General features: G+C 72.3%; 24 protein-coding genes and 1 pseudogene. 6 read left to right on the forward strand and 19 right to left on the reverse strand.

Annotated features, from left to right (window positions below; translation table 11 throughout):
- Positions 1-335 (forward strand): annotated as a pseudogene (locus AB7F12_RS00005) (ATP-binding protein); the annotation flags it as partial.
- An 87-nt stretch (positions 336-422) separates the two neighbouring features.
- Here AB7F12_RS00005 and AB7F12_RS00010 read toward each other — a convergent pair.
- From AB7F12_RS00010 to AB7F12_RS00065, 12 genes are all read right to left on the reverse strand, one after another.
- Complete coding sequence (locus AB7F12_RS00010; protein ID WP_428516416.1) at positions 423-968, reverse strand: MSMEG_0567/Sll0786 family nitrogen starvation N-acetyltransferase; 546 nt, start codon at positions 966-968, stop codon at positions 423-425.
- A complete protein-coding gene (locus AB7F12_RS00015) occupies positions 965-1,594 on the reverse strand; it encodes a hypothetical protein (RefSeq protein ID WP_428516414.1) in 630 nt (209 codons plus the stop codon). The genes AB7F12_RS00010 and AB7F12_RS00015 overlap by 4 nt, the downstream gene beginning before the upstream one ends.
- Positions 1,595-1,706: 112 nt before the next feature.
- Positions 1,707-2,192: an MSMEG_0572/Sll0783 family nitrogen starvation response protein gene (locus AB7F12_RS00020; RefSeq protein ID WP_428516413.1), complete on the reverse strand. Its 486-nt coding sequence runs from the start codon at positions 2,190-2,192 to the stop codon at positions 1,707-1,709.
- A gap of 39 nt (positions 2,193-2,231) precedes the next feature.
- Positions 2,232-2,495: a hypothetical protein gene (locus tag AB7F12_RS00025; RefSeq protein ID WP_428502077.1), complete on the reverse strand. Its 264-nt coding sequence runs from the start codon at positions 2,493-2,495 to the stop codon at positions 2,232-2,234.
- 2 nt (positions 2,496-2,497) lie between these two features.
- Complete coding sequence (locus AB7F12_RS00030) at positions 2,498-3,844, reverse strand: FAD-dependent oxidoreductase (RefSeq protein WP_428502076.1); 1,347 nt, start codon at positions 3,842-3,844, stop codon at positions 2,498-2,500.
- 306 nt (positions 3,845-4,150) lie between these two features.
- Positions 4,151-4,942, reverse strand: a complete 792-nt coding sequence (locus tag AB7F12_RS00035) for a phosphosulfolactate synthase (RefSeq protein ID WP_428502075.1) — start codon at positions 4,940-4,942, stop codon at positions 4,151-4,153.
- 61 nt (positions 4,943-5,003) lie between these two features.
- Complete coding sequence (locus AB7F12_RS00040) at positions 5,004-5,471, reverse strand: ribose-5-phosphate isomerase (RefSeq protein ID WP_428502074.1); 468 nt, start codon at positions 5,469-5,471, stop codon at positions 5,004-5,006.
- Between the two features lie 65 nt (positions 5,472-5,536).
- Positions 5,537-5,794 (reverse strand): DUF6295 family protein, encoded by a 258-nt coding sequence (locus AB7F12_RS00045; protein WP_428502073.1) that lies wholly within the window; start codon positions 5,792-5,794, stop codon positions 5,537-5,539.
- A gap of 5 nt (positions 5,795-5,799) precedes the next feature.
- Complete coding sequence (locus AB7F12_RS00050; RefSeq protein ID WP_428502072.1) at positions 5,800-6,564, reverse strand: dienelactone hydrolase family protein; 765 nt, start codon at positions 6,562-6,564, stop codon at positions 5,800-5,802.
- Between the two features lie 32 nt (positions 6,565-6,596).
- The gene (locus tag AB7F12_RS00055) at positions 6,597-7,970 is read right to left on the reverse strand and encodes an alkaline phosphatase family protein (protein WP_428502071.1); all 1,374 of its coding nucleotides are present in this window, start codon (positions 7,968-7,970) and stop codon (positions 6,597-6,599) included.
- On the reverse strand, positions 7,967-8,485 hold the full coding sequence (locus AB7F12_RS00060) for an adenylyltransferase/cytidyltransferase family protein (protein ID WP_428502069.1): 519 nt from the start codon (positions 8,483-8,485) through the stop codon (positions 7,967-7,969). Before AB7F12_RS00060 ends, AB7F12_RS00055 begins: the two co-directional genes overlap by 4 nt.
- Entirely contained in the window at positions 8,482-9,732 is a 1,251-nt protein-coding gene (locus AB7F12_RS00065) for an acyl-CoA dehydrogenase family protein (protein WP_428502068.1), read from the reverse strand. The genes AB7F12_RS00060 and AB7F12_RS00065 overlap by 4 nt, the downstream gene beginning before the upstream one ends.
- Positions 9,733-9,875: 143 nt before the next feature.
- Between AB7F12_RS00065 and fdhA the strand changes: the two genes are divergently transcribed.
- Positions 9,876-11,093, forward strand: a complete 1,218-nt coding sequence (gene fdhA / locus AB7F12_RS00070) for a formaldehyde dehydrogenase, glutathione-independent (RefSeq protein ID WP_428502067.1) — start codon at positions 9,876-9,878, stop codon at positions 11,091-11,093.
- Between the two features lie 90 nt (positions 11,094-11,183).
- Here the strand turns inward: fdhA and AB7F12_RS00075 are convergent, their stop codons facing one another.
- The 3 genes from AB7F12_RS00075 to AB7F12_RS00085 all read right to left on the reverse strand — a co-directional run bounded on the left by AB7F12_RS00075 (position 11,184) and on the right by AB7F12_RS00085 (position 13,952).
- Positions 11,184-11,909 (reverse strand): PIG-L deacetylase family protein, encoded by a 726-nt coding sequence (locus tag AB7F12_RS00075; RefSeq protein WP_428502066.1) that lies wholly within the window; start codon positions 11,907-11,909, stop codon positions 11,184-11,186.
- Complete coding sequence (locus AB7F12_RS00080) at positions 11,906-12,988, reverse strand: NYN domain-containing protein (protein WP_428502065.1); 1,083 nt, start codon at positions 12,986-12,988, stop codon at positions 11,906-11,908. The genes AB7F12_RS00075 and AB7F12_RS00080 overlap by 4 nt, the downstream gene beginning before the upstream one ends.
- 220 nt (positions 12,989-13,208) lie before the next feature.
- Positions 13,209-13,952 (reverse strand): dienelactone hydrolase family protein, encoded by a 744-nt coding sequence (locus AB7F12_RS00085; RefSeq protein ID WP_428502064.1) that lies wholly within the window; start codon positions 13,950-13,952, stop codon positions 13,209-13,211.
- Between the two features lie 136 nt (positions 13,953-14,088).
- Between AB7F12_RS00085 and AB7F12_RS00090 the strand changes: the two genes are divergently transcribed.
- Positions 14,089-14,826 (forward strand): hypothetical protein, encoded by a 738-nt coding sequence (locus AB7F12_RS00090; RefSeq protein WP_428502063.1) that lies wholly within the window; start codon positions 14,089-14,091, stop codon positions 14,824-14,826.
- Here AB7F12_RS00090 and AB7F12_RS00095 read toward each other — a convergent pair.
- Together AB7F12_RS00095 and AB7F12_RS00100 are read right to left on the reverse strand one after the other, a co-directional pair.
- A complete protein-coding gene (locus AB7F12_RS00095) occupies positions 14,816-15,172 on the reverse strand; it encodes a DNA polymerase ligase N-terminal domain-containing protein (protein WP_428502062.1) in 357 nt (118 codons plus the stop codon). The genes AB7F12_RS00090 and AB7F12_RS00095 overlap by 11 nt on opposite strands.
- A gap of 31 nt (positions 15,173-15,203) precedes the next feature.
- Positions 15,204-17,009, reverse strand: coding sequence for an NAD(P)/FAD-dependent oxidoreductase (locus AB7F12_RS00100; protein ID WP_428516411.1), 1,806 nt, complete (start codon positions 17,007-17,009; stop codon positions 15,204-15,206).
- Between the two features lie 157 nt (positions 17,010-17,166).
- Between AB7F12_RS00100 and AB7F12_RS00105 the strand changes: the two genes are divergently transcribed.
- The 3 genes from AB7F12_RS00105 (at position 17,167) to AB7F12_RS00115 (ending at position 18,948) form a co-directional block, all read left to right on the forward strand.
- On the forward strand, positions 17,167-17,607 hold the full coding sequence (locus tag AB7F12_RS00105; protein ID WP_428499827.1) for an ArsR/SmtB family transcription factor: 441 nt from the start codon (positions 17,167-17,169) through the stop codon (positions 17,605-17,607).
- On the forward strand, positions 17,549-18,049 hold the full coding sequence (locus AB7F12_RS00110; protein WP_428499828.1) for an SRPBCC family protein: 501 nt from the start codon (positions 17,549-17,551) through the stop codon (positions 18,047-18,049). Before AB7F12_RS00105 ends, AB7F12_RS00110 begins: the two co-directional genes overlap by 59 nt.
- A 74-nt stretch (positions 18,050-18,123) precedes the next feature.
- Positions 18,124-18,948, forward strand: coding sequence for an aldo/keto reductase (locus AB7F12_RS00115; protein ID WP_428499829.1), 825 nt, complete (start codon positions 18,124-18,126; stop codon positions 18,946-18,948).
- Positions 18,949-18,963: 15 nt separating this feature from the next.
- On the opposite strand, the gene AB7F12_RS00120 is transcribed toward AB7F12_RS00115, so the two are convergent.
- Both AB7F12_RS00120 and AB7F12_RS00125 read right to left on the reverse strand, forming a co-directional pair.
- Positions 18,964-19,890 (reverse strand): SCO6745 family protein, encoded by a 927-nt coding sequence (locus AB7F12_RS00120; protein ID WP_428499830.1) that lies wholly within the window; start codon positions 19,888-19,890, stop codon positions 18,964-18,966.
- Between the two features lie 230 nt (positions 19,891-20,120).
- The gene (locus tag AB7F12_RS00125; RefSeq protein WP_428499831.1) at positions 20,121-21,164 is read right to left on the reverse strand and encodes an isopenicillin N synthase family dioxygenase; all 1,044 of its coding nucleotides are present in this window, start codon (positions 21,162-21,164) and stop codon (positions 20,121-20,123) included.
- Positions 21,165-21,220 lie beyond the last annotated feature (56 nt).

The raw sequence follows: 21,220 nt of genomic DNA on the forward strand, positions 1-21,220 counted from the left end.
TCGACCGCTCCCTGCCCTTCAAACCCCGCGCCACCATGCGCTACCTCGAGATGCGCGCCCGCTGGGAACCCGACCACGCCGACGCCCTGCTCACCGAGGCCCGCCTCTACTCCAGCCCCAAGTACGAGGCCCTCGCCCTCGCCGCGCTCGGCCGCCCCGACGACGCCGCCCGCGTCGCCGCCCGCACCAGGTCCGACCTGGTCGTCGGGCAGCTGGGCACACCCGAGCAGCGCACCGTGGCATTGGCCCGCATCGCCGAGTCGCTGCCCACCGAGCTGCGGGAGTCGTTCGGGCGTTCGGGCCGCCTCGTCAGCGAGCGGGTGCGCACGTCCTGACCCGGCGCGGCCGCCGTCGCCGACGGAGCCGGGTACCGGCGCCGGCACCGGGTCCGGCCTGGGGTCGAACCCGGTGCGAGGGGTGTGTCAGTCGTTGGCCGGGCGCGCCCCGGCCCGGGCGGCCACGAGGTCGATCTCCATCAGCAGGTGCGGCAGGCCGAGGTAGACCTCGGGCTCGCCGACCTGGGTCCAGCCCAGCCGCCGGAAGAACGTCCGGTTGGCCGGCTGCACGTGGGCGATCATCCGGCTCCCGCCGCGCGCGGCGGCGGTCGCGACGGCGGCGCGCACCAGGGGCAGGCCCAGCAACGTGCTACGGAACTGCGTCAGCACGGCCAGCCGGTCGCCCTGCCAGTCGCCGGTGGGCTCACCCGGGTCGATCGGGAACAACCGGACGGTGCCCGCGGGCTCGCCGTCGGCGTAGCCGAGGATGCGCATCGTCGAGGCGTCCTCGTCGCGGATGTCGTGGTCGGAGCGGGCGAAGACCTGCTGCTCCAGCACGAACACCGAGCGCCGGATGGCGTGGTGGTAGGCGAGATCGGCGTCGTCGGAGGCCAGCTTGCACTCCAGACGCGGCCTGGCGGCCGGTCCGGGGCGGCGCGCGGCCGATCCCGTGATGATGTCGGTGGTGGTCACCGTGCTCCCGTTCGCGTCGCGCCCGTGGAGGCGGGGTCCCCGTGCAGGTTCTCGACGTCGCGGCGACACTGCCGGAACTCACCGAGCCATTCGGCGCGGTCGCCGAACCTGCGCGACAGGGGTGCCCCGGCGTACGGGAGGACCTGTAGCTCGTAGGGCTGGTCGTCGGTCCACGGGTCGACCGTGGCGGTCAGGACCGTCCGCGAGGTCACGTGGACGATCACGTGGCGGCCCTCGGTCAGTGCGTCCGGGTCGTCCGGACCGTCGAGCAGGATCCACGTCGCGCCGGCGGCGGCGCCGCGCGCGAGGAGCTGCTCGATCCTACGGTCGTCCTGGTCGGCGACGATCTCCCGAAGCCGGGCCCCGCAGGCGACGCCCACGAGGATGTCGATCGAGAACCCGTTGCAGGACAACGAGAGTGGCCGGGCGAACTCGCGGGGGTCAGCGCCGGCCGCCAGGAGGGTGGTGAGGTTGTCGGCGCGCCCGCGGAGCTCGACGAGCAATCGACGGATCGCGTCGACGGCGCGCGCGGCGGCCGCCGGATCGGCGATCAGGGTCGGGTAGAGACGCTCCTCGGCTTCGCGCCATCGCGTCCGGACCGCGTCCAGTGCCTGGTGGCTGTCCACTGGGGTGCCGTTCTGGTCAGCTCCCCGGACTCGAAGGAGCAACCCGACCGGATGGCGGGGCCCGGACGACGCCGGGCCCCGCCATCGCGGTCGAGCAGGGTGTGACGATGTATCAGAGGGTCCAGGTCTGCATGACCAGCGCGCCCTCGCGGCGGGCGGTCAGGGTGCAGTCCAGGATGTCCAGCGGGTGGATCGGCTGGATGCCCTCGATCAGGTCGGTCTCCCGCATGCCGTAGAGCGCGGCCATGGCGAAGCGGCAGGCAAGAACCTTGCCGCCCTCCTTCATGAACGTCTGCAGCTGGTTGTTGTAGGCGAGGTGGCCGGGGAAGGCCTCCGAGCCGACGGTCGGGAAACCACGGGTGGCGGAGCCCATGAGCACGCCGGGGCCGTAGAGAACGAGGCTGGTGTCGAAGCCCTTACGGTTGATGCGGGTACAGGTCAGCATGTTGACCAGACCGACCGAGCCCTCGTAGGGCACGGTGTGCATGAAGATGTAGGCCTTCTCGCCCGCCTCGGCCTGGATGTCGTCGAACAGCTTCTCGTCGTAGTCGACAATCGCGTCGCCCGCCTGAGCCCGCTCACCGACGATCTGAGCCACAGTGCACTCCTTCTTGTTGGATGGGTGGTGCTTCGAGGGTCAGACCGCCGGGCCCTGCAGGGCCGGCGGTGAGGCCCACGTCTTCCGGTGACTTCCCGGCATGGCGCGCATGACCGTGTGCCGGAGCGACCACGGGAGCACGCTGTACACCGGGGCGAAGACCTTCAGCCAGAAGATCTCCTTGGCGCCCTGGGGCGGCCGCGGGGCGGCCGTCCCGAGCTTGATCGACAGCTTGCGCTGCGCGTCGACAAGGAGGTAGTGCTCGGCGTTGTGGCGGAGCCAGCCGGAGAAACCGCGTGCCACGGTCAGCCCTTCTTCGCGGCGGCGAGGCCGTTGTTGGCCGCGGCGACGATCGGCTCGGTGAGCGCGCCGATGGCGGGCGCGAAGACCGTCTCCATGGTGGCGAGGTCCTCGAGGGTCATCCCGAAGCGGATGGCCTGGGCCAGGAAGTCGGCCCGCTCCTTGATGCCGTCGCCGCCGCCGACCATCTGGGCGCCGAGGATCTTGTGCGACTTGGGGTCGGCGAGGATCTTCAGCTTGGTCTTCTTCACGCCCGCGTAGTAGCGCGAGCGCGAGACCCCCTCGGCGGTACCGACGATGTAGGGGATGCCCAGCGCGGTGGCGGTGGCCTCACCGAACGAGGCGCCACCGATGACCCACTTGCCGGCCGGGGTGCCCCACGGGATGAAGACGGTGCGGTAGGCCTTCGAGCCCCCGGCCGCGTTCTGGCCCGCGGCCTTGCCCTGCGCGTAGGCGTGCGAGCCGGTGAGGCCCTGCAGCGGCGTACCCGCGAGGCCGTGCGGGATCTCGCAGGCGTCGCCCGCGGCCCACACGTCGGGGGCCGACGTCTTCATGTTCTCGTCGACGATGAGGCCGCCGGTGGACCCGATCTTGATGCCCGCCGCCGCCGCGAGGGCGTTGTTCGGGGTCTTGTGCGTCGCGACGACCGCGAGGTCGACCGGAATCTCGCCCGCCGACGTCCTGATCGCGCGCAGCTTGCCCTCGGAGTCGCCCAGGAAGGCCTCGAGGGTGGTGTTGAAGTGCAGGTGGATGCCGAGCTCGCGGAAGGACTCCTCGACCGGCGCCATGATGTCCGGGTCCGCCATGTTGGACAGGGCGTACGGGTTCGGGTCGACCAGGTGGGTCTCGATGCCGCGGTGCGCGAGCGCCGTGACCATCTCCATGGCCAGCGGCGACGCCTCGACGACGACCGCGCGCTTGGAGTTGGCGATGACCTTGTCCCACTCCTGGGCGGCCCGGATGTTCTTGACGTAGTACAGCCCGCCGAGCTCGGTGCCGGGGACGCCCGGGTCGGCGTAGGCGAAGCCGGTGCCGATGATGAGGCTGTCGTACGAGACCTCGCCCTCGCCCTCGACCATGATGGTCTTCTTGGCGGTGTTGATCGACGTCACGGTCGTCTCGTAGTGGACGTCGATACCCGCGTCCACGTACGCCTGCTTGCCCGCCAGGATCAGCCGGTCGAAGCTGTCGATCTCGCCACCGTGGACGTACGGGATTCCGCACGGGCTGTAGGCGATGTCCTCGAACTGGGTGTAGAGAACCACCTCAGCCGACGGGTCCACGGCCTTCACGCCGCCCGCGGCGCCGGTGCCGGCGGGACCTCCACCGATGATCACTGTCTTCCGCGGCACGTTCCGCCCGCCTTCCGCCGTCTGCGCTGAGGATCGCCAGTCATTCACTATGCGATTCAGGATTTTTACCATACTCAACGGCTGTTCCGTGTCAACGCCCCCCGACAGTGGAAACCGACGCGTAACACCGTCGACCCAGGTCAGAAGCAGCCCGTGACCGTGACCAGCGGCCGGGGTGCGCTGTCGTGAAGAACCGTTCCGCCCCATGGTGCCCGAGTCACCGCCGGGGGCGCCCCCCGGGTACGGCAGAGGCCGGACCGCACCCTCGCGGGGTGCGCGCCCGGCCTCGTCCGAACCTCGCCGGGGTCAGGCTCCGGCGAGCTCGGCCTCCTGGTGCTCGCGCCGCACGACGGCGGCGGTGTCCGACCGCAGCCCGAGCCGCAGCGTCTCCACCGACAGCACGTCGGCGAGCGCCACGTTGCCCAGGTTCACGTCCGGACCGAAGCGACGGACGAACCAGGCCTGCTGGGCCGCACGCGGCGCCTCGAAGATGACCCGCTCGACACCGGTGGCGGCCACGACGGCCTCGACGACGTCGGGACGGACCCGGCCGGACTCGTCGAACGTGCCGACGTTGCCGCTCTGCCGACCCTCGGTGACGACGAAGCGCGCACCGGCGTCGAGGTCGGACAGGCATTCGGCCGGCCAGTGCCGCGCCGGGTTGCGCTCGCCGGGCGACTTGGCGCCGGTCTCGGCGAGGACGGTGAAGTCCCGCGACGCGCGGCGGATCAGCTCGCGCTTCTCCTGCATCGACATCGCCACGGTGCCGCGGGAGACCTCGATCAGCCGGAAGCCGACCTCGCCCGCCCACTCCAGGCAGGACTCGGCCGCACCCTGCGCCCAGGCGATCTCCAGCATGGTGCCGCCGAGGCAGGCCGCGACACCGTGCGCGTCGAGCAGCGCCAGCTTGGCCGGGAGCGCGGAGTCGACGTAGGCGGTGCCCCAGCCGACCTTCCAGATGTCGATGTGCCCTGCCGCCGACGCCAGGAGGTCGGCCGTGGCCGCGGTACCGGCGCCCTGGTCGATGACGTGGGTGACTCCGACCGTCCGCGGTTTCACCGAGCGCGGCGGAAGATCGAGGAACGCAGGAAGTGTCACCGGACCGATTCTAGTTCGCATAGTGTGCAGCCATCCACTATCGGAAACCGTGTCGCGCCTCTCAGGGCAACGGCGGGTACTCGTGGCCGGCCTCGAACGCGGTGAGGACGTCGATGCGCCGCTGGTGGCGGGGCTCGCCGGAGAACGGGGTCGCCAGGAAGGAGTCGACGATCGCCTTCGCCTCCTCCTCGGAATGCATCCGGGCACCGACCCCGATGACCTGCGCGCCGTTGTGCTCCCGCGCCAGCGACGCGGTCTCGACGCTCCACGCCAGCGCCGCCCGGCAGCCCGGCACCTTGTTGGCCGAGATCTGCTCGCCGTTGCCCGAGCCGCCCAGCACGACGCCCAACGAGCCCTCGTCGGCGACGACCCGGCGGGCCGTCTCCAGGCAGAACGCCGGATAGTCGTCCTCGGCGTCGTAGGTGAGGGCGCCGACGTCGACGACGTCGTGCCCCGCTGCGGACAGGTGCTCGATCAGCACCGCCTTGAGATCGAACCCGGCATGGTCGGCACCCAGATACACGCGCACGGGTCGCGATGATGCCGGGCCGGCCCGGCGCCCGGTCAGCCGCGCCGGGGTGAACCGAGGGGTGATCAGTGGTGCGCGGCCCGCTCCACGGTGACCTGCAGCGCCTCCAGCAGCGCCTTCGCCGAGTCGAGACTCAGCTCGACGGCCACCCGCGCGCCGGGGCCGCGGTCGGGGGCGAGGAAGTCGATGTTGACGGTGTGGTCGTCAGGGGCGTGGACGGGGTGGTCGTAGTAGACGGTCGCGGTGCGCAGCGGGAACCAGCCGGCGGGCCCCTTGCCGCTGCTGCGGTCGACGTCGATCTTCTCGGTGCTGTAGGTGCACACGCCGGTCACGCCCCCCGGGACACGGCAGAGCCGAGCTTCGCGCCGAAGAACGCCAGGATCCTCGCCCAGCCGTCGACGGCCGAGGCGGGCCGGTAGGCGGGCCGGTCGACGGAGAAGAACGAGTGCCCGGTGTCGTCGTAGCGGTGGAACTCGTACTCCTTCCCCGCTTCCCGCAGCAGCTCCTCCAGCTCGTCGACCTCGGCCGGCGAGGGGTGGGCGTCGTCGTTGCCGAACATGCCCAGAACGGGGGCGCGCAGCTCGCCGACCCGGTCGCCGAGCGGACGGACGCGCACCGGGAAGCCCTCCGGCGGCTCGCCGACGACGAACGCCCCGTAGCAGTCGACGGCGCCCTGGATGTCGAGCTCCAGTGCGGTGAGGAAGGCCTGACGGCCACCGGAGCAGAAGCCGATCGTCCCCACCTTCCCGTTGGCGGTGGGCAGCCGGCGCAGCCACGCCGCGGCACCCCCGACGTCGCCGACGAGCCGGTCGTCGGGGACACCGCCGCCGGCCCGCGCCGTCGCGGCCGCGTCGTCGGGGGCCGCACCCGGGGCCTCGCGGTGGTACAGGTTGGGGCAGACGGCGTTGTAGCCCTCGGTGGCGAAGCGCCGCACCGTCTCCTTGGACTCCCGGTCGTACCCGGGCATGTGGTGGATGACCACGACGCCGCCGCGGGCCGCGCCGTCGAGCGGGCGGGCGCTGTAGGCCTCGATCTCGTCGCCGTTCGCGCCCTGCATGCCGATGCTCTCGGCGAGCACCGCGTCGTATCCCATGGATTCCTCCCGGATCATCACGTCTGAGCGGATCAGCCTGCGCCCCTTGATGATTCATGATTGCTCCCACCGCGCGGGGGCATCGGCTCGGGGTGGTCGGGCAGCGCGAGGGTGGGGGCCGGCGTGGCGCGGTGCCCGAGGAACACGGGCCGGTTGGCGTGGCCGAACAACAGTGGCAGCAGCTCCGCGGCCCGGACCGCGCCGTACCAGCCGCCGTGCGCGTGGCTCTCCCCGAAGGCCGCGACCGGGTCGGGCCGGACGGCGGGCCCGGCGACGACCAGCGGCGTCGGGTCGGCGGTGTGCAGGACACCGCCCGTCGACGGGGTGGCGTGGTCGCCCGTCACGCAGACGACGGCCCGGTCGGCGAGGTCGTGCAGCGCGGCGAGCCCGGCGTCGGCGGCCTCGACGACGTCGCGCTTCGCGAGGGGCAGCTTCGTGTGGCCGGCCTCGTCGGTGGCCTTGGTGTGGACATGGACGAACCGCGCGCCCTCCGCGATCAGCGCGCCGGCCGCGTCGACACGGGCAGCGAGGTCGGCGGTGACGTCCGGGACGGGCGGGAGGTGCAGGTCCACCATCTCCAGGACGGCCGCGAGACCCCGGTAGAGCCGCGTGCCGGTGACCATCGCCCCGGCGACGCCCGCGTTGGCGGTGAAGTTCGGCACCAGCTCGCGGGTGCCGGACCACTTCGTGGTGAGCACGTCGAGGGCGGGCAGTCCGCGGTCGCGGCGGGCGGCGTTGACGGGGTGGGCGAGGAGCAGGTCGCGGGCGTCGAGGAGCAGGTCGGTGAGGACGAGCGCCGCCGGGGTGTCCTGGGGCCGCGTCGGCAGGGGTCGCAGCCACGGGTGGCGGTCCTCGAAGAAGGCGTCGGAGTCGGTCACCGCACCCTCGGGACGGCCGTGGAGCAGCAGCAACGCCTCGCCACGTGCGCCGATCGGCTGCAGCGTCGCGCCGTGCCGTTCCAGGACCGGCGCCAGCGCCTCCAGCAGGGAGAGGGCGTCGGCGGCGTCGGAGCGCGCGGCGCGGCCGGTGAGCCACACCAGGCCCCGGTCGGTGACCGACGTCCGCAGTGCGGCGTGGGTGGCGGCGACGCCGTAGGGCACGTCGAGACCCGCGCCGAGCGCCTCGACGACCGCGCGGCCGGGGAACGCGACGTCGGCGAACCCGAACATCGCCCAGTGCGCCAGCTCGGAGGCGGGCGCGCGGCCCCAGCCGAACGGCACGTGCCAGCCGGACGCGCCGCGGCGGGCCAGCTCGTCGAGCACCGGCGTGTGCGCGGCCTCGGCCGGGGTGCGGTCGCCCAGCTCGGCGACGGGCCGGTCGCCCAGCCCGTCGAGGACGACGAGCACGACGGGCATCCGGTCGTCGTCGAGGCGGGGCTGGTCCTCGCCGTACCCGGGGGCCCTCACGCCCGAAGCGCCTTCAGCACCGCGACGGTGGCGGGCGGGACCAGCGACTCCCAGTCCCCGCCCGCCCTGATGCAGGCCCGGACGTCGGCGGCGTGCCGCTTCGTCGCCGGGTCACCGTCGATGACCGTCACCTCGTAGCCCGCGGCGGCGAGCCGGCCCGCCTTGTCCCGTTCCCAGGGCGAGTAGGCGCGGACGTACTGGTGGGCGTGGCGCGGCACGTACTGCGTCCACACCTCGGGACGCGTCAGGTCGAAGGGCACGATCGTCATTCGACCACCGAGGCCCGCAGCCGCCAGCGCGACCGTCAGCAGCCGGACCCGTTCGAAGTAGCTGAACGGGTTGGCCTCCGGGGTGTGCCGGTGCGCCGACGTCGGCTCCTCGCGGCGGGCGCCGCTGTCGGGGTTGGTGATCGCGACGACGAGGTGCTCGCACTCCGCCGCGACCAGCTCGAACAGCTCCAGGTGCTGGTCGTGCACGGGCTGGAACCGGCCGGTGACGCACCCCAGCAGCCTCACGGACGCAGCAGACCGCGCGCGATGGCGTTGCGCTGGATCTCGACGGTCCCGGCCGGGATCCGCAGGTTGCGGGCGACCCGGAACAGCTTCTCCTCCGCCGAGCCCACCAGCAGCCCGGTGCCGCCGTGGATCTGGACGGCCCGGTCCGCGACCCGGAAGAACGCCTCGTCGTTGACGATCTTGACGAGCGAGACGAGCCGCGGGACGTCGCGGTGCGCGGGGATGTCGAAGGCGCCCAGCTCGTCGAGGTCGGCCTGCGCGACCAGCGACGTCGAGCGGGCCGCGTAGACGTCGGCGTCCATGTCGGCGAGCAGGTGCTGCACCGCCTGCAGCTCACCGATCGGCCTACCCCCGGACTCGCGCGTGCGCGCCCGCCCGGTCGCCCTGTCGAGCAGCCACGAGCCCCAACCCGCGCACATCCCGCCGCGGCACATCCGCCGCCAGTTGATCCACGACATGGCGAGCGCGAACCCGTCGCCGATCTCGCCGACGACGTTCTCCGCCGGCACCCGGACCCCGTCGAGGTGCAGCTCGCCGGTCAGGCCGTCGCCCAGCATCGTGGGGATGTCGCGGCCGCGGCGGAAACCGGGGGCGTCGGCGTCGACGAGGAACATCGACAGCGACCGGGTGCCCGCGCCGGGCTCGGTGACGGCCACGACCTGCACGAAGTCGGCGAAATGCGCGTTGGTGATCCACGCCTTGGTGCCGTCGAGGATCCAGTCCGACCCGTCCCGGCGGGCGCGGGTGCCCATGGCGAGGACGTCGGTGCCGACGTCGCGCTCGGTGTTGGCGAAGGCCGTCGTCACCTCGCCGGCGAGCAGCGGGTCGAGGTAGCGCCCGCGGGCGGCGTCGGACACGTGGGTGATCGCGGGGTTGGCGCCCTCGGTCCAGGCCAGCGCCGCGAGGCCGAGACCGAGCCCGGACTCGCGGTAGACGTACTCCTCGACGTGGTGCATCTCGACGCGCCCGAACCCGCCGCCGCCCAGCCCCGCCGGGATGTGCGGGTTGTAGAGCCCGGCCTTCGCCGAACGCCGCTGCACCTCGCGACGGGCCTCCCAGACCAGCGGGTGCATGCGGCCCTTGTCGTCGAGGCGCGGGTTCCACGGCGTCCCGGCCCCCGCCGAGTCCAGCTCGCCCTCCAGCGGGGCGACCTCGGTGTCGAGGAACGTCCGGAAGCGGGACGTGTAGTCGAGTACGCGGTCGGACGGCGAGATGTCGCGGGTGGCGTTCGTCGGCACGACTCGCATCGTCGGCCGACCGGACGGTCGCGGCAAGGCGGGGGTGGCCTTCGCCTCCGCCGTGCGAGCGACCTCGGCGCTCAACGGTTTGCCCGACGAGGACAGCGGTGTAGTCCGGAGGGACGGGAGACGACGACCGAAGGAGCACACACATGTCGGGGAACAGAGCTGTCGCGTACGTGGGGCCGGGCGAGGTCGAGGTGCACGACATCCCCTATCCGACGCTCGAGCTCAAGGACGGCCCCGGGGTCAACCCCGCCAACGTCGGCCGCAAGTGCAACCACGGGGTGATCCTCAAGGTGGTCACGACCAACATCTGCGGCAGCGACCAGCACATGGTGCGTGGCCGCACCACCGCACCGGAAGGGCTCGTCCTCGGCCACGAGATCCTCGGCGAGGTGATCGAGGTCGGCTCGGACGTCGAGTTCACGAAGGTCGGCGACCTGGCGTCGGTGCCGTTCAACATCGCCTGCGGGCGCTGCCACAACTGCAAGGAGGGCAAGACCGGGATCTGCCTCAACGTCAACCCGGACCGGCCCGGCTCGGCGTACGGCTACGTCGACATGGGCGGCTGGGTCGGCGGCCAGGCCGAGTACGTGATGGTCCCCTACGCCGACTTCAACCTGCTCGTCTTCCCCGACGCCGACCAGGCGCGGGAGAAGGTCCGCGACCTGACGATGCTGTCGGACATCTTCCCGACCGGCTTCCACGGCGCCGTCACCGCGGGCGTGAAGCCGGGGTCGACCGTCTACATCGCGGGCGCCGGACCGGTCGGGCTGGCCGCCGCGGCCGGGGCGCAGCTGTTGGGCGCGGCCGTCGTCATCGTCGGGGACCTGCAGGAGGAGCGGCTCGCGCAGGCGCGGACGTTCGGCTGCGAGACCGTCGACGTCTCCAAGGGCGACCCGAAGGACCAGATCGAGCAGATCCTCGGCGTCCCCGAGGTCGACGCGGGCGTCGACGCCGTCGGCTTCGAGGCGCGCGGGCACGGTGCGGGCTCGGCCACCGAGGCACCCGCGACCGTCCTGAACTCGCTGATGGAGATCACCGCGGCCGGTGGCGCGCTGGGCATCCCCGGCCTCTACGTCACCGGCGACCCGGGCGGCATCGACGACGCCGCCAAGGTCGGGGCGCTGTCGCTGTCGCTGGGCACGGGATGGGCGAAGTCGCTGTCGTTCACGACGGGCCAGTGCCCGGTCATGCGCTACAACCACGGGCTGATGATGGCGATCCTGCACGACCGCGTGGAGATCGCGAAGGCCGTCAACGCCACCGTCATCCCGCTCGACGACGCGCCCCGCGGCTACCAGGAGTTCGACAAGGGCGCGCCGCGCAAGTACGTCATCGACCCGCACGGGATGCTCGCGGCCTGACCCCGCGTCCCGGGCCGCGGCCCCGGAGCACCGCCACGTCGTCGACACGGGACGTGGCGGTGCGCCGCCCCACGGTCCCGGGGCGTGCCGTCACACCTCGATGAGCTCGAACGTCGTCGCGAACCGGGCACCCGGCAGCCGCGCCGCGGCCTGCTCGGCGTGCGAGCGCAGGAACGGGCCGGGCTCGGCCATGTCGCCGCCCAGCGCCGCCAGGTAGGCGCGGTGCGCGGCCAGGGAGGCGATCCCACGGTCGAGCTGGTCGTCGACGGCGACGCCGTGGTCGCTCAGCGGGGAGCCCGCCACCGCCACCCACCGCACGCCCTGCCAGGGTTCGCCCAGCTCCGGGAACAGCCAGCGGTTCGCGGCGTCCCGCACCGCGTCCAGGCACGCCCGGCCCACGGCGATGTGGTCGGCCATGTTGCGTCCACCACCGCCGTACCAGGTCTCGTGGAAGTTCCCGGTGACGACGAGCTCCGGGCGGTGCCGTCGGATCGCGGCCGCGATGTCGCGGCGCAGCGGGATGCCGTACTCGATGAGGCCGTCGGGGTGGCCGTCGAGGAACTCCACCACCGAGACCCCGACCTCGGCGGCCGCGGCCCGCTGCTCGGCCTCGCGCACCGGCCCGCACTCCGCGGGTGGCATCGTGTCGATCCCCGCCTCCCCGCGGCACACCAGCAGGTAGGCGACGTCACGGCCACCGTCGGTCCAGCGCGCGATGGCGGACGCGGCCCCGTACTCCAGGTCGTCGGGGTGGGCGACGACGGCGAGCCCGCGCGTCCAGTCCTCGGGCATCGGCTGCAACGGCTGCTCGCTCATCGGACACGCACCCGGTGGTCCGCGAGCTCCTCGTCCCACTCCATCGCGACCAGCCCGCGGGCCCTGGCCGCCTTCGCGAACGACAGGAAGCCGTTGAAGCCGTAGCGCTTCTCGGTGAAGTCGGGGACACGCTTGCGCATCTGGTCCTTCAACCCCGACAGCTGCACCCCGTCGGGGCCCTGCAACCCGCGCACGACGTCGACGAGCAGTGCGAACGCATCCCCGTCGGCCGAGCCGACCTCGGGGAACGACACCTCCGGATCGCCCTGCGCGCTGCCCTGCCGCAGCTCCACGACCCGCTCACCCTCCAGGTGGCGCAGCAGCTCCCCGAACCCGCGGAAACCGTGGTCGCCCTCGTCGAACGTGGGGTCCTTGCGCAGGATCGCCCGCTTGAGCCGCGACGCGAGGACCGGCCCGTCGGCGTGGCGCTGCAGGCCGGTGAGGGTGCTCGCGACGAGCCTGCCCACGTCGCCGTCGGACGCGGCCGTCATCGGCTCCTCCGCCGCAGGCCCGGGATCGGCCATGACGACCACCGGGTCCGGCGCGGGCGTGGCGGCCACCGGCTCGCGGCGCCGCCCCTTGCGGGCGGGCGGGTGCGCGTCGACACCGGGGAGCCGGTCGTAGAACAGGAACTCGTCGCAGGCCGGCGGGAGCAGCGCCGAGGTCGAGGACTGCACCCCGATCCCGATCACCCGTTTGTCCATCTCGCGCAGCTTGTGCACGAGCGGGGTGAAGTCGGAGTCGCCCGTACCGATCGCGAACGTCGTGACGAACCCGCGCTCGTAGGCCAGCTCGATCGCGTCGACGGCGAGCTTGATGTCGGCCGCGTTCTTGCGCGACCCGCCCACCTTCTGCGGGATCTCGATCAGCTCGACCTGCGCCCGCGCCAGCAGCCTGCGGTCCTCGTCGAAGTAGGACCAGTCGGCGTAGGCCCTGCGGGACACGACCCGGCCGCGCTCGGCCAACGCGTCGGCGACCGGGCCGAAGTCGAACGGCGACACACCCAGCCCTTCGCGCGCGCCGATCGCGAGGTTCTCGTAGTCGAGGAAGAGAGCGATGCGCTCGTCGTCGTTGATCACTGGCGTCCCCCCGGGGTCGACGGCGCCGAGCCTATTGCCCCGGCCCGGACGTGCGGGTGGGCGGGCCGGGGGTCCGGCCCGCCCACGGTGACGGCAGTGCCAGAACCTGTCGACGACCACGTTCGTGGTCGCCCGCGGCCGGCCCGCGCCGCTGGTGCCGACCAGGGTGGCCTGCGCGGAGATCTCGTCGGTGTCGTCCCAGATGCCGCTGTGCCGCGGGTCAGCGGCTGAGCGCCGACCCGAACAGGTCACCGAGGGCGGCCCAGTGCCGCTCCTCGGCGTCCTTGTCGTAGGACGGGTTGTCGGGGACCGCGAACCCGTGGCCCGCCGGGTAGGTCTCGATCGTGTGCTCGACACCGGCGTCGGTCAGGACGGTGTCGAGCAGGTCGAACTGCTCCTGCGGGAACGAGGCGTCGTCGGCGGCGCCGGCCACGTAGACCTTGGCCCGCACCGCGCCCGCCAGCAGGTGCGGGCTGGTGGGGTCGTCGGCGGGGGCGAGCCGGCCGCCGTGGAACGACGCCGCGGCCGCGACCTTGTCGGGCACACCGCCCGCGACCAGCATGGACGCGCGGCCGCCCATGCAGTAGCCCGTCGTTCCCGCGCCGGTGCCGGTCACCTCGGGGCGGGCGAGGAGGAAGTCGAGGTAGGCGTTCGCGTCGGCGAGGAGCCGTTCGTTGGTGAGGGTGCCCATCAGCTCGCCGAGGCGTGCGCGCTCGTCGGGGTCGGAGAAGACGGTCGCGAGGTCGAACGGCTCGTAGCCGGGGTTGCGGTAGTAGACGTCGGGGACGAGCGTCGCGTAGCCCATCGACGCCATCCGGTCGCCCATCAGCGAGAACGTCTCCCGGGCACCGCCCGCGTCGGGGAACATCAGCACGCCGGGCCAGGGTCCGTCGCCGTCGGGCAGGTGGAGGGTCGCGGCGGCGGCCCCGTCGGGAGTGGGGATGGTGACGTCCAGGCGCGGCATGTGTTGTCTCCCAGGTGTCGGCGTCGACTGCGACCAGTTCTACCGGACCGGCGCCGACGGGCGGCCCGCCCTCGGTCTCCATGGTCACATCGCGCCGTGCCCACTCCGTGCCCCGGCTCGTCCTACCCTCGGAGACGTGGGCACGAATGCAGCAGGACAAGCCGACATCAACTTCTATTTCGACCCGATCTGCCCGTTCGCCTGGATGACGAGCAAATGGATCCGGGTCGTCCAGTCGCAGCGCGACTACACCGTCGACTGGCGGTTCATCTCGCTACGGCTGATCAACTCGAACCTGGACTACGACAGCCATTTCCCCGAGGGCTACGACGCCCAGCACACCGCGGGTCTGCGGCTGCTGCGGGTGGCCGCGGCGGTCCGGGAGCAGCACGGCCGCGACGCCGTCGGGCCGCTGTACGCCGCCTTCGGCGCCCGGATCTTCGAGACGGGTCCCGACGAGGGCCGGGGTTACGGCTGGCAGGGCACCCCCGAGCTCGCGGCCGACGCGCTCGCCGCAGCGGGACTCCCGGCGTCGTTCGCGGACGCCCTCGACGACGCCTCCCGCGACATCGAGATCCAGGCGGAGTCCGACGAGGCCCTGTCGTTGACGGGCAAGGACGTCGGCACGCCGATCCTGCATTTCGAGCCGCCGGAGGGCGTCGCGTTCTTCGGCCCGGTGATCAGCCGCCTGCCCGACGAGGAGCAGGCCGCGCAGCTCTGGGACCACGTCGTCGGGCTGTCCCGGTTCCCCGGGTTCGCCGAGCTCAAGCGCAGCCTGCGGGAGCGTCCGCAGCTGCCGTCGATGGGCGTCCCCGCGCAGGAGGCCGGCAGGACCGAGGACTGGCACGCCGGGAGCCGGCGCCTCAAGAAGTGACGCCGGGCTGCTCCTTCGTGAGGTGCAGCAGCCAGTCGTCGCCGGTGTGGATGAGCGCGTAGCGGCGGTCGCCGGTGCGGCCGTGCAGGGTGAAGACGATCCGGCGGTCGTCGCGGTCGTGCTCCTCCCACCAGCCGGTGTCGGCGATGTCCTTGTCGGCGTCGGTGTAGCCGAGGTGGTCCATCGCGTGGTCGGGGACGGGCACTGCGAGCCGGTTGCGACGGGGGTCGTCGGGCAGGCCGCGCGGCACGGCCCACGACCGCAGCACCCCGTTCTCCTCCAGCCGGAGGTCGAAGTGGTGCCGCGGTCGTCGGTGTTCGTGCAGCACGAAAGCCGGTCGCGCCATGCGCGGGCCTACCCCCACGTCGTTCCCGGAGTCATTCCGTGTGGTGCACCTCGGCCTGGTTGTAGACGGGCGTCGGGATGCCCTCCTGGCGGGCCTTGAGCTGCAGCGCCAGGTAGAGCGAGTAGTACCGGGACAGGGCGAGGTTGCCGCCGTGGATCCACAGGCCCTCCTGGGCGGTGGGCTTCCACATGTTGCGCAGCTCGCCCTCCCACGGGCCCGGGTCCTTGGGCGTGCCCGAGCCCAGCCCCCAGACCTTGCCGACCTTGTCGGCCACGTCCTGGCCGATGATGTCGGAGGCCAGCTGGTTCATGGAGCCGTAGCCGGTGGCGTAGACGACGAGGTCGGCCGGCAGCCGGGTGCCGTCCTCCAGCACGACCTCGTCCTCGGTGAGCTCGACGACCTGCCCCTTGGCGAGCTTGACATCGCCGTTGGCGACGAGCTCGGAGGCGCCGACGTCGATGTAGTAGCCCGATCCGCGGCGCAGGTACTTGAGGAACAGGCCGGAGTCGTCGACGCCCCAGTCGATGTCGAAGCCGGCTTTCTCCAGCCGGTCGTAGAACTCCTGGTCGCGTTCCTTGATCGCCGCGTAGACCGGGATCTGGAACGTGTGCAGGATGCGGAACGGCAGCGACGCGAAGATCGTGTCGCCCTTGAACGTCGTGACCCCCGCGGCGAGGGCGCGCTCGGAGTACAGGTCGCCGACGCCGAGGTCCATGAGGGTGTCGGACCGGACGATGTGGGTGGAGCTGCGCTGTACCATGGTGACGTCGACGCCGGCTTCCCAGAGCGCGGCGCAGATGTCGTGGGCGGAGTTGTTGGAGCCGATGACGACGGCCTTCTTGCCCTTGTACTCGTCGGGGCCCGGGTGGGCCGAGGAGTGGTGCTGGTCGCCGCGGAACTTCTCGGCGCCGGGGATCTCGGGCACGACGGGCAGGCCGGACGCGCCGAGCGCGAGGACGAGCTGTCTGGGCTTGAGGGTGACCTCCTCGCCGTCACGGTCGACGACGACGGTCCATTCGTCCCCGTCACGCACCGCGCTCATGGCCGTCGTGGAGCCCCAGTAGTTGAGCTCCATGACCTTCGTGTACATCTCGAGCCAGTCGCCGATCTTGTCCTTCGGCGAGAAGACCGGCCAGTTCTCCGGGAACGGGATGTACGGCAGGTGGTCATACCACACCGGGTCGTGCAGGGCGAGGCTCTTGTAGCGCTTGCGCCAGGAGTCGCCGGGGCGGGCGTTGCGCTCGATGATGATCGTGGGGACGCCCAGCTGGCGCAGCCGGGCGCCGAGCGCAATGCCACCCTGGCCGCCGCCGATGATCAGGACCTCGGGCTGGACGGTGTAGCCGAGCTCGGCGGCCTCCTGCTCGCGGCTCTCGGCCCAGGTGACGCGGTCGCGGTGGGCGCCGTGGCGGACGCCCTGGGGGCGCCGGTCGCGGACCGGTTCCTCGTGTCCCTTGAGCTCGTCGAGGGTGGTGAGCAGCGTGAACGCCTTGCCGTCGATGAGCCGGAGGAGTCCGGAGCCGCGGCCGACCCTGGTCTCGAACGCGATCCATGCGGTGGTCACGCCATCGGCCTCGGTGGGTTCCTCGGTGGCGCGGAAGCCGGCGGGCTCGACGTCGTCGAGCGTGGCGCGCAGCAGGTCGGCGACTCCCGCGGGCCCTTCGACGGTCGTGATGTTCCAGGTGAACGAGACGATGTCGCGCCAGAAGCTCTCATCGGCGAACAGCGCGGCGGCGGCGTCGACGTCGCGCGCGGTGAGCGCGTTCTGGAACGCGGTGAGCCATTGTTCGGTGGCGGTCGCGGCTGCGCTCGCGGTCTGCTCGACGGACTGGGTCACTCGTGGCCTCCTTGCCATGAGACGACTGTCGTTCCGCGCCCATTCAACCCGTCGGCGGGCGCTGTGGCACCCCGCCGGACGGCCAGGTCGGTTCCTGCCGGGCGGCGACCCGACGCCGACCCCTTGACGTATTCCCATATGGGTATACGCTGGGGTCATGGCACGGGCGGCGACCACCACGGACGCGTTCAACGCGGTCGCCGAGCCGAGAAGGCGAGAGATCCTCGACCTCCTCGCGCGCGGCGAGCTCGCGGTGAACGACATCGTCGACCGGCTCGGCGTCGCACAGCCCCTCGTCTCGAAGCACCTGCGGGTCCTCCGGGAGGTCGGCCTGGTCGACGTGCGCGACGAAGGACGTCGCCGGCTGTACCGGCTCAACCCCGTGCCGCTGCGGCCGATCCACGACTGGGTGCGCGGATTCGAACAGCTCTGGTCGGAACGGTTCGACCGGATGGACGTCGTGCTCGCGGAACTGATGGAGCAGGAACACCGGGAGACCGGGCGCGCCGCGGGCACGCCCGCAACGGAGGGAGACAGCGATGGCAGGCAACACCGCTCAGGCGAGCACCCACACCGCGACGGTGACGTTGCAGGGTGACCGCGAGATCGTCATCACCAGGGAGTTCGCCGCACCGAAGCACCTCGTGTGGAAGGCGTACACGACCCCGGAACTGATCAAGCGCTGGTGGGCGGGCGAACGCGGCGAGGTCACCCTCGCCGAGGTGGACCTGCGCGTCGGCGGGAAGTGGCGCTACGTCCTGGTCGCCAACGGCGACTTCGAGGCCGGTTTCCACGGCGAGTACCGCGAGATCGAGACCGGCGAGAAGCTCGTCATGACCGAGGTGTTCGAGGGGATGCCCGACGGCGAGGCGCTCGACACGGTGACGTTCACCGAGGTCGACAGCCGTACGACGTTGACGATGCTCGTGCAGCACACCGTGCCCGAGCACCGCGACGCCCACATCGGCTCGGGCATGGAAGGCGGGATGCAGGAGGCGATGGACCGCCTCGAGCAGATCGCGATCTCGCTCGCGGCGTGAGCCCGGACGTCGTCCGCCACCGCGGGGCGGGCGACCGCTCGACGACTTTGTCCTGACAAACTAATGTACGACCAATGGTGCCGACGATTCGCATGAACGACGGCCGCGACCTGCCCCCGGTGGGCTTCGGCAGCTTCCCCTGGAACGACGACGACTCCGAGGCGAGCACGCTCGACGCCCTCGCCGCCGGCTACCGGCTCGTCGACACCGCGCTGCGCTACGGCAACGAGGCGGCCGTCGGGCGGGCGATCGCGGCGACCGACGTCCCGCGCGACGAGATCGTCGTGACCACCAAGCTGGCCGGCCGCCACCACGGCCACGACGAGACGATCACCGGCTTCCACGAGTCGCTCGCCGCGCTGGCGCTCGACCACGTCGACCTCTTCCTGATCCACTGGCCGCTGCCCCGCCTCGACGCCTACGTCGCGAGCTGGCGGGCCATGATCGAGCTGCGCGACCAGGGCCTGATCCGCTCGATCGGCGTCTCGAACTTCACCGAGGCACACCTGACCCGGCTGATCGACGAGACCGGTGTCGTCCCGGCGGTCAACCAGGTCGAGCTGCACCCGTACTTCCCGCAGGCCGCGCTGCGCGAGTTCCACGCCGCACACGGGATCGTCACCGAGAGCTGGAGCCCGCTCGGGCGCGGCGACCTGCTGGAGGAGCCGGCCATCGCCGGGATCGCCGAGGCCCACGGAGTGTCGCCGGGGCAGGTCGTGCTGCGCTGGCACACCCAGCTGGGCGCGGTGCCGATCCCGGCGTCGTCGAACCCCTCGCGACGCCGCGAGAACATCGACGTGTTCGGCTTCGAGCTCACCGCCGACGAGGTCGCCGCGATCTCGGGCCTGGAGCGCGGCCGGATCTGGGACCAGGACCCGGACGTGCACGAGGAGTTCTGAAGATTTCCGAACGGCCTATCCGGCCAGGCGCTTCGCCGGGTCCACGGGCGCCGCGCCCCCGGCGACGAGGGCATCGGACCAGCGGTTCAGCTCCGCGGTGACGACACCGATGTCGTCGCCGATCGCGTCGACGACCGACTGCTGCATCGCGTCGGTCTGCTCCTCCAGCCCGTGCCGGAAGTCGAGGCCGGCGGCCGTCAGCGCGCCGGAGTCGTCGACGAGGCCGCGGGCGCGCAGCCTGCCGACGGCGGCCTCCATCTGCTCGGGGCTCCAGCCACGGGTCGCCGTGTACTCCAGGATCGGGTAGCCGCAGTACAGCTCGGTCAGGATGTTCATCTCGACGGGATCGAGCCCGGCGACGGCACACACCGCGAGGTGGGAGTCGCCGCGGTGCTCACGCAGCTGGTTGCAGGCGTGCACCAGAGCCGCGAGGACGTCGGCGGGCCAGGGCTCGGCGCGCAGCCCGGTGAACAGCGGCCGGGAGGTGGCGTCGGCGGCGTCGAGACCGCGGCGCAGCGCGGCGAGCACGGCGGCGGCGCGGGCGTCGAGATCCGGTTCGTCGGCCAGGACGCGACGCAGTGTCGCGCCCGGGGCGTTGGTGCGGACGCGGACGGCGTCGGCCCGGCCGATCGCGGCGATCCCGGCCTCGTACTGGGGCGCGATGAGGTCGTAGGCGAACACACCCATCGCGGTCACGGCCACGAGCGCCGCCGGCTCGCCGAGCGGCGCGGTGCGTTGCCGGACGTAGGCGACGAAGAAGTCGTCGAGGCCCAGCTCCCGGTAGCCGTCGGCACTCTCGGCCGACCAGATCGCCTGCGTCGCAAGAGGTTCGAAGGCGTCGCGCAGGGCCCGGGCCGGGCTCGCACCCGTCACCGCGGGCGCCGGCGGGCGCGCCTGCGCGGGGGCGGCGAAGAACAGGTCACGCATCGTCGCGTAGTCCACGCCGGGATCGTGCCGTGGATCTCGCGCCACCGCCACCGGTCGGACGACCTGCCCGGTTCGTTCCCGGTGTGCGGTCCCGCGGTCTCCGGAGGTTCCCCAGGGCCGGGTCCACACGTTCGGCCGTGCCGGAAATCGTCGGTCCGCACGACGGCGAGCCCAGCCTCGCCTCGACGTCGGTGGTGGCAGTCATCGTCGCTTCCCGACATGACGGGAACCACGTACCCGCGACCTCAGGGTCGACCGGCCCCCGCGGTCGCGGCCAGCTCGGCGGCCAGCTCCGGATGGTGGCGCTCGGCGACCTCGGGGTGGGAGCGGAACCAGCCCTTCAACGCGTTGTCGCCGAACCGCGGCAGCAGCACGTTGTGCGCGGACTCGCCGACACCCGGCGCGTTCGCCGCCAGCTCCGGTGTCAGCGGGACGGCGTCGAGCGTCGCGTCCAGGCGTGGGGACCAGAAGAAACCTGCCGACTGCCGCGTCGTCCCCGGCGCGCAGGGCAGGACGCGGTGCACTGTCGACACCAGGTAGCCGTGGGTGGCCACCTCCAGCATCTCACCGACGTTGATCACCAGCGCGCCGTCGACGGGCGGGACGTCGACCCACTCGCTCGCGCGCGGCGGCCGGGCCTGCAGCCCGCCGGTGCCGTCCTGCAGCAACAGGGTCAGGAAACCCCAGTCGGCGTGCGGGCCGACGCCCTGGGCGTCGGGGCCGTCGGAGTCGGCGCCGACGTAGCGGATGAGCTTGCCGAACCAGTGCGGCTCACCGGCGAAGGCGTCGGCGAACTGGTCCTCGGGCAACCCGAGCGACGCCGCGACCGCCCGGGTCAGCTCGTCGGCGACCCGGCACAGCAGGTCGGCCCACGCCAGCACGACGGTGCGCAGCTCGGGCAGCGCGGCGTCGGGCCACTGGTTGGGGCCCTCCAGCAACCGGAACGGCGCGTCCCACTCCTGCCGGGGCCGGACCGGCAGCTCGGGGCCGTAGTCGAGCTGCTCGCGGGCGTCGGGGCGACCGGCGGTGATCTCGTGCCCGAGGCGGGTGTAGCCGCGGAAGTGCGGGGACAGCCGGTTGTCCAGGGCGAGGCGCTCGTGCGGCGCCAGCGCGAAGAAGCGGCCGACGACGTCGGTGAACTCCGCGACCTGCCCGGGTGCGGCGCCGAAGTCGGTGAGCTGCAGGAAGCCGACCTCGTGCAGCGCGGCGCGCAGGGCGTCGAGGAACTGCGGGTCGAACGTGCCGTCGGCGCGACGCGCCCGGTCGAAGGCCAGCACCGGGATGTCCATGTCCTCGACACTAGGTCGCGCCCGGGGGCCCGGACCAGGCCTGCGGCCGCCGACCG

The sequence above is a fragment of the Pseudonocardia sp. genome, assembly GCF_050250275.1.
Lineage (GTDB): Bacteria > Actinomycetota > Actinomycetes > Mycobacteriales > Pseudonocardiaceae > Pseudonocardia.

Coding starts and splice junctions, on each gene's coding strand:
- fdhA (WP_428502067.1), top strand. CDS start 9,876: ATGTCGGGGAACAGAGCTGTCGCGTACGTGGGGCCGGGCGAGGTCGAG.
- AB7F12_RS00050 (WP_428502072.1), bottom strand. CDS start 6,564: ATGGGATACGACGCGGTGCTCGCCGAGAGCATCGGCATGCAGGGCGCG.
- AB7F12_RS00110 (WP_428499828.1), top strand. CDS start 17,549: ATGGCAGGCAACACCGCTCAGGCGAGCACCCACACCGCGACGGTGACG.
- AB7F12_RS00105 (WP_428499827.1), top strand. CDS start 17,167: ATGGCACGGGCGGCGACCACCACGGACGCGTTCAACGCGGTCGCCGAG.
- AB7F12_RS00115 (WP_428499829.1), top strand. CDS start 18,124: ATGGTGCCGACGATTCGCATGAACGACGGCCGCGACCTGCCCCCGGTG.
- AB7F12_RS00075 (WP_428502066.1), bottom strand. CDS start 11,909: ATGAGCGAGCAGCCGTTGCAGCCGATGCCCGAGGACTGGACGCGCGGG.
- AB7F12_RS00125 (WP_428499831.1), bottom strand. CDS start 21,164: ATGGACATCCCGGTGCTGGCCTTCGACCGGGCGCGTCGCGCCGACGGC.
- AB7F12_RS00065 (WP_428502068.1), bottom strand. CDS start 9,732: ATGCGAGTCGTGCCGACGAACGCCACCCGCGACATCTCGCCGTCCGAC.
- AB7F12_RS00085 (WP_428502064.1), bottom strand. CDS start 13,952: ATGCCGCGCCTGGACGTCACCATCCCCACTCCCGACGGGGCCGCCGCC.
- AB7F12_RS00095 (WP_428502062.1), bottom strand. CDS start 15,172: ATGGCGCGACCGGCTTTCGTGCTGCACGAACACCGACGACCGCGGCAC.